Genomic DNA, 6,220 nt, shown 5'->3' with positions numbered 1-6,220 from the left:
GGTTTCCGGAACTGATGATCATTCTGGTCATCATTATGATTATTTTTGGCGCGGGAAAACTGCCCGAAATTGGAAGCGCCTTCGGCCGGAGTATCAAAAATTTCAAGACGTCAATGAAGGAAGCTGAGGAATTGGAATCCGGCGAGCAGGCCCAGCAGGAAGGTGGGGCGCAACAACCCGCGGGTGAGCTTGAGCAGGAAAATCTGAGCGATGAAGAAAAAGAACGTCTGGCGCGGGAAAAGGCACAGGCTGAAGGGGAAGCCAAAGACAAGGCCATGAAGGAGAAGGCGGAAGCCTTCACCGCTTCCCTGCCGCGTAAAGGCAGTTACGATTACACAAAGGATCAGGAAGAAACCGAAAAGAAAGCCTGAACAAGCGGCAACACTTTTTTGCGAATCCGCCTCATCCAAATTCAAGCGGATGAGGAACCCGACTGATTATTTCCCGTGGAAAACAAAGGAGCCTTGGTCTCAATAAGACCAGGGCTCTTTTAAATTGTCCTCCGTCCAAACAGACCAGCCGTCGATGTCCTTGTAAATTCCTTTGGTGTACAGGTTGAAGGGATCGAAAAACCGGATTCCTTTGTCGCGGTCCAACTCGAAATTGACCTGCTGGCTTTGCAGTGGGTTGCCCTTGCATTCGAGGAACTTGTTCCCGTCCACTTTGGAGATTGTAAAAATCTCTTCCATGATTTCCGGATCGAATTCGCCGGAATCGACCACCGTCCGGACTTTTTCCATCACTGTCTCAACTTCTTCCGGAGACAAATGGTGCATTTTCATCGCAAATTCCTTTCATTCAAAGCTTGGACTCAGCGGTACCAACGGGACCCCAATTATATAATAATTTCAGCCTCATGACGAGGGTGTGCGGGGTTTGCAGAATGAGGGTAGGGGCCTGCGTCAGGGCTTGGCGAGGGAAATGATCGGGTCCGGAAAGATACCGAGTTCCAGGGTTCCCAAAACGCCGATGCCGATGACCAGCATGGTGATGGGCGTCAATGACAACCTGAACTCCTGAACCGGTTCCTTCATGTACATGTAAACGATCACTTTGAGGTAATAGTAGAAGGAGATGGCGCTGTTGAGAACGGCCAGAACCACCAGGATGACGAAGCCCTCCTTCAAAGCTGCCTGGAAGATGTAGAACTTGGCAACGAATCCGGCCAAAGGCGGAAGCCCGCCCAGAGACAACAGGAATATGGACATCGACATGGCGAGCACAGGATGCTTGAAGCCCAGCCCGGAGTAGCCCTGGATGTCGAGGTTCTCGTCCCCGTCGCGACCCAGCAGGATCACCACGCCGAATGCGCCGAAAATCATGAACGCGTAGGCCAGCATGTAGAACAGCAGGCTTGCGCCGCCTAATGAGTTTTTGGCGATGATGGCGATCAGAATGTACCCGACATGGGACACGCTGGAGAAAGCGAGCAGTCGCTTGATGTTGGTCTGCATGATGGCGCCCAGATTGCCGACAAACATCGTGATGACGGCGACGATCGACAGGATCATGTTCCATGAAGGGGCGAGTTCCGGAATGCCTTCCGCGAACACGCGGAAGAAAGCGGCAAAGGCGGCGGCCTTGGGGCCCACCGCCATGAATGCGGTGATCGGAGTCGGCGCGCCTTCGTAAACGTCCGGCGCCCACATGTGGAACGGAACGGATGCGACCTTGAAGCCAAATCCGATGACAAGGAGCACGACCCCCATCAGCATCATAGGCTGAGAGAATACCTCGCCACTGTTTAGAAGCTGTGCGATCTGCACCAGCTTGGTACTGCCGGTGGTTCCGTAGAGCAGGGCCATTCCATAAAGAAGGAATCCAGTCGCAAACGCGCCCAGCAGGAAGTATTTAAGCGCCGCCTCGTTGGAATGGGGATCGTATCGGCGGATTCCGGCCAGCACGTACAGGCAGATGGAGACGATTTCAATACCGAGGAAAATCATGATGAGGTCCGTCGAGGACGCCAGCACGATCATGCCAACGGTGCAAAACAGAATGAGGGCGTAATACTCGCCCATCTTGATGCCTTCGCGCTTGTTGTATTCGATCGAAAGCAGGATGGCGAGCGCTGAACTCAGACAGAAAATGCAGGTGAAGAATACAGAAAGATTGTCCACCACATATGCACCACCGAAGGAGTAAACCGGCAGGTCCCGTTTGGCAAAGGCGCTGATGGCGGCCATGAGCAGGCCAGTGAGGCTGATGAAAACGAGTCCGGATTTGTTCTTGCCTGCGAACAGATCGAACACAAGAACCATCATGGAAAACACACTCAGCACCAGCACGGGCGCGAGGCTGGTCAGGTCTATTTCAGGGGTCGGTATCATTTCCACGTGGTTGCGTCCTCAGTTCAATTCAGTTTTCCGTTTTGCTCGAATTTCAACTGCATCAGGTGCCGGTCCAGTTTGGCGGCGTGCTGGCCCTGAGCATGGGGCATGTATTGTTTCGGGTCCACCTGGTGGACCAGTTTTTCGATCGAGGCATCAAACGTTTTGGTGAACGGGGTGGGGTAGAACCCGATCCAGAACACCAGCACAATTAGCGGCGCCATGTAACCCCATTCGCGCGGGGTCATGTCTGTCAGTTTTTCGTTTTCCGGGTTCTCGATTTTCAGGAACATCACTCGCTGGAACATCCACAGCATGTAGCAAGCGGCAAAGATGACGCCCGTGGTGGCGAGGCCGGCATAGAAGCCGTTCACCTGGAATATGCCAAGCAATACCAGAAACTCGCCGACGAACCCGTTGGTTCCCGGCAGGCCGATGGATGAAAGTGTGACGATCATGAAACACACCGTGAACATGGGGATCACCTTGGCCAGTCCTCCGAAATCCTTAATCAGCCGTGTGTGCCGCCTGTCATAAATCATGCCCACCATCAAAAAGAGGGCGCTGGTACTGATCCCGTGGTTGAGGTTCTGGAGCAGAGCGCCCTGCAGCCCATAGTGGTTGAAGGCAAAAATGCCCAGCATGACGAAACCGAGATGGCTGACACTGGAATAGGCGACCAGCTTTTTGAGGTCTTCCTGCACCATCGCAACCAGCGCACCGTAAATGATACCGATGATGGAAAGGCCTGCGATGAACGGAAGGAACTCGTTGCTGGCAACCGGAAACAGCGGCAGGTTGAACCGCAGGAACCCATACGTTCCCATTTTCAGGAGTACGCCCGCAAGGATGACACTGCCCGCCGTCGGCGCCTCCACGTGTGCGTCCGGAAGCCAGGTGTGAAACGGGAACATGGGAACCTTGATGGCAAATGCCAGGAAGAACGCGAGGAACAGCCATTTCTGCTGGTCCAGCGTCAGGTTCAGATGTTCGGTTATCAGCAGGATGTCGGTGGTGAACACGCCGACCGTTTCGTGAAAATGGAAGTACATCCAGATGATGGCGACCAGCATGAGCAGGGAGCCGACTGCGGTGTAAATGAAGAACTTCACCGCCGCGTAAATGCGCCGCGGTCCACCCCAGACACCGATGATGATGTACATGGGGATCAGCTGGAATTCCCAGAAGACATAGAACAGGAAGAAGTCCAGGGCGATGAACACGCCCAGCATGCCGGTCGAAAGAGCCAGCATGGCCATCATGTATTCTTTGGTGTATTTCTTCACCTCCCAGGACGCGAGGATGGAGATGAAGGTCAAAAATGTGGTCATGATATACAGCAACAGGGAGATCCCGTCGATGCCGACGTGATAGCTGATTCCCCATTGCGGGATCCACGGCACGATGTACTCGAACTGCATATCCGCCGTATTCATATTGAAGTCGAAATACAGCGGCAGGGAAAGTATGAAATCCACACCCGCAACGATGAGTGCGAACCATTTGACGCCGGCGGTGTTCTCGCGAGGCATCAACGCCATTACGAAACAGGCGAGCAGCGGTAAGAATGTTACGAATGTCAGGTACATCGCTTCGCTTCTAGATAAGGATCAACAGTAAAATGAATCCGACCACCATGAACATGGCGTAGTTGCGGACGAATCCGGACTGGAACTCGCGTGCCTGCTTGCTGAACCAGCCAATGGTCTGAGCCACACCATTGACCGCACCGTCCACTCCCTTGGCGTCGCCCTCCTTCCATAGCAGGTAGGAGCCCTTGACCGTGGGTTGAACGAAGATGGCGTCATACGCCTCGTCCACCAGGTATTTGTTCTTCACCAGGTCATAACCCCACTGACCCTTGGTGTATTCGTCCGGCAACTCCGGGCGCTTGATGTAAAACAGGTAGGCAAGGAAAATGCCCGCAAGCGCGACACCCATGGAGAAAATCATCAGGAAAATCTCGAGCCACACGTTGTGTTCGCTGTGGGTTTTCTGGTGCAGGATCTCTGCGTAGGTCACATGGTGACCGTGCTCGGCCTGCATGATCTCCGAGTTGTGCAGGGCAGTCGCAAAATCGAACGACAAAACCGGTTCAAGGAAATTGTGCAGGATGTGCCAGCCATGAATGAGTGGCAGGCCCAGCAGGCCGCCTCCCAGCGCCAGTCCCGCCAGAACGATCAGCGGCAGGGTCATGACTTTCGGCGACTCATGCGGGTGCACGTGCGGGTCCACACGGGACGGGCCGTGAAAGGTCAGGAACACCAGCCGGAACATGTAAAAGGCGGTGATGAACGCACCGGCCACACCCATGCCCCAGTAAATGACATTTCCGTCCATCAGCGCGTGGTACAGGATTTCGTCCTTACTGAAAAAACCGGAGAACGGGAAAATACCTGCAATCGCTATGGTTGATACGAGAAAGGTGACGTAAGTGATCGGGAAATGGTCTTTCAACCCGCCCATCTTGCGGATGTCCTGCTCGTGATGCATGCCGTGGATGACACTTCCGGAACCAAGGAACAGGCAGGCCTTGAAGAACGCGTGCGTCACGAGGTGAAAGATCGCTGCCGTGTAGGCGCCAACGCCACAGGCCAGGAACATGTAACCGATCTGGCTCACGGTGGAATAGGCGAGGACGCGCTTGATATCGTATTGGGTGCAACCGATGGTCGCGGCAAAGAGCGCGGTGCCGCCGCCTACGAGCGCGATGACCATCATTGTGATCGGCGCCATGTTGAACAGCGCGTTGCAGCGGACCACCATGTACACACCGGCGGTGACCATCGTCGCCGCGTGGATGAGTGCGCTGACCGGGGTCGGGCCCTCCATTGCGTCCGGCAACCAGGTGTAAAGCGGAATCTGCGCCGATTTTCCGGTCGCACCTATAAACAGGAACATCGTGATCAGGGTTGCCGCCTCGCTGTTGTAAACCAGGGTCGAGGGCACCGCGTTGAACACGCTGGTGAAATCGATGGTGCCGAATTCGTGAAAGATGTAAAAAACGCCAAGAAGGAATGCGAAGTCGCCGACGCGGTTGACCACGAAGGCTTTCACACTGGCGTCACAGGCCGATTTCTTTTCGAAGTAGTAACCGATGAGGAAGTAGGAACAGACACCCACACCTTCCCAGCCGATGAACATCATCAGGAAGTTGTTGCCCATGACGAGAATCAGCATGGAGAACAAAAAGAGGTTCAGGTAGGAGAAGTAGCGGTAGTAGCTGTACTCCTCGTACATGTAACCGATGGAGAAGATGTGGATGATGGTACCCACGCCGGTGACCACCAGCATCATGACCATGGACAGGGGGTCGATCTGGAAACCGAACTCGACGGTGAAATCACCCGCCGCCATCCACGTCCACAGGATCTGCTCAGGGTACGCCTGGCCTTCCGGATGGAAGAACAACGCCACCCACAGGATCACCGTGACGAAGAAGGACATTGCGGGGAAGCCGCAGGCAATCCAGCTGACTTTGTCTTTTCCCAGTTTGAGGCCGAAAATTCCGTTGATGATCGAACCGATCAACGGGAAAAGGGGAATCAGCCAGGCGAGTTTGAAAAGCACGATACGATCCTTACCACTTCATCAGGTTGAATTCATCCAGGTTGACAGTCGGCTTGTTGCGGTACAGGGCAATGACGATGGCCAGTCCCACGGACACTTCCGCCGCCGCGACGCACATCACCATGAAACTGAAAATCTGACCGTCGTGGTGGTTCAGATACCGGTCAAAGGCAATCAGGGAAATGTTCACCGCATTGAGCATGATTTCAATGCACATGAACACGACGATGGCATTGCGCCGGATCAGCACGCCAAGCACCCCGATGGTAAACAGGGTGGCGCTCAGTATCAGGTAATGCGAAAGAGGTACCATAGTATTC

6 protein-coding genes are annotated in these 6,220 nt (G+C 54.3%); 1 reads left to right on the top strand and 5 read right to left on the bottom strand.

Annotation, left to right across the window (positions count from 1 at the left end; all coding sequences use genetic code 11):
* A partial coding sequence (gene tatA, locus ACTRW9_RS13005) for a twin-arginine translocase TatA/TatE family subunit (protein WP_442429671.1) occupies positions 1-371 on the top strand: 371 nt, incomplete at its 5' end.
* A 99-nt stretch (positions 372-470) separates the two neighbouring features.
* Here tatA and ACTRW9_RS13000 read toward each other — a convergent pair.
* The 5 genes from ACTRW9_RS13000 to nuoK form a co-directional block, all read right to left on the bottom strand.
* A complete protein-coding gene (locus ACTRW9_RS13000; RefSeq protein ID WP_442425160.1) occupies positions 471-782 on the bottom strand; it encodes a hypothetical protein in 312 nt (103 codons plus the stop codon).
* Between the two features lie 120 nt (positions 783-902).
* On the bottom strand, positions 903-2,336 hold the full coding sequence (locus tag ACTRW9_RS12995) for an NADH-quinone oxidoreductase subunit N (protein WP_442425161.1): 1,434 nt from the start codon (positions 2,334-2,336) through the stop codon (positions 903-905).
* Between the two features lie 17 nt (positions 2,337-2,353).
* Positions 2,354-3,919 carry an NADH-quinone oxidoreductase subunit M gene (locus ACTRW9_RS12990; RefSeq protein WP_442425162.1) on the bottom strand — a complete coding sequence of 522 codons (1,566 nt, stop codon included), beginning with the start codon at positions 3,917-3,919 and terminating at the stop codon, positions 2,354-2,356.
* A gap of 10 nt (positions 3,920-3,929) precedes the next feature.
* Positions 3,930-5,900, bottom strand: coding sequence for an NADH-quinone oxidoreductase subunit L (nuoL, locus tag ACTRW9_RS12985; RefSeq protein WP_442425163.1), 1,971 nt, complete (start codon positions 5,898-5,900; stop codon positions 3,930-3,932).
* A gap of 10 nt (positions 5,901-5,910) precedes the next feature.
* Entirely contained in the window at positions 5,911-6,213 is a 303-nt protein-coding gene (gene nuoK / locus ACTRW9_RS12980) for an NADH-quinone oxidoreductase subunit NuoK (protein WP_442429670.1), read from the bottom strand.
* Positions 6,214-6,220: the final 7 nt, after the last annotated feature.

Source organism: Nitrospina sp. 32_T5 (assembly GCF_052156635.1).
Lineage (GTDB): Bacteria > Nitrospinota > Nitrospinia > Nitrospinales > Nitrospinaceae > Nitrospina.
This window is presented reverse-complemented; position numbering and strand designations above follow the sequence as displayed.

What these genes read in the sequence shown, in the direction of transcription:
- ACTRW9_RS13000 (WP_442425160.1), bottom strand. Translation starts at nt 782, where the DNA reads ATGAAAATGCACCATTTGTCTCCGGAAGAAGTTGAGACAGTGATGGAA.
- ACTRW9_RS12990 (WP_442425162.1), bottom strand. Translation starts at nt 3,919, where the DNA reads ATGTACCTGACATTCGTAACATTCTTACCGCTGCTCGCCTGTTTCGTA.
- nuoK (WP_442429670.1), bottom strand. Translation starts at nt 6,213, where the DNA reads ATGGTACCTCTTTCGCATTACCTGATACTGAGCGCCACCCTGTTTACC.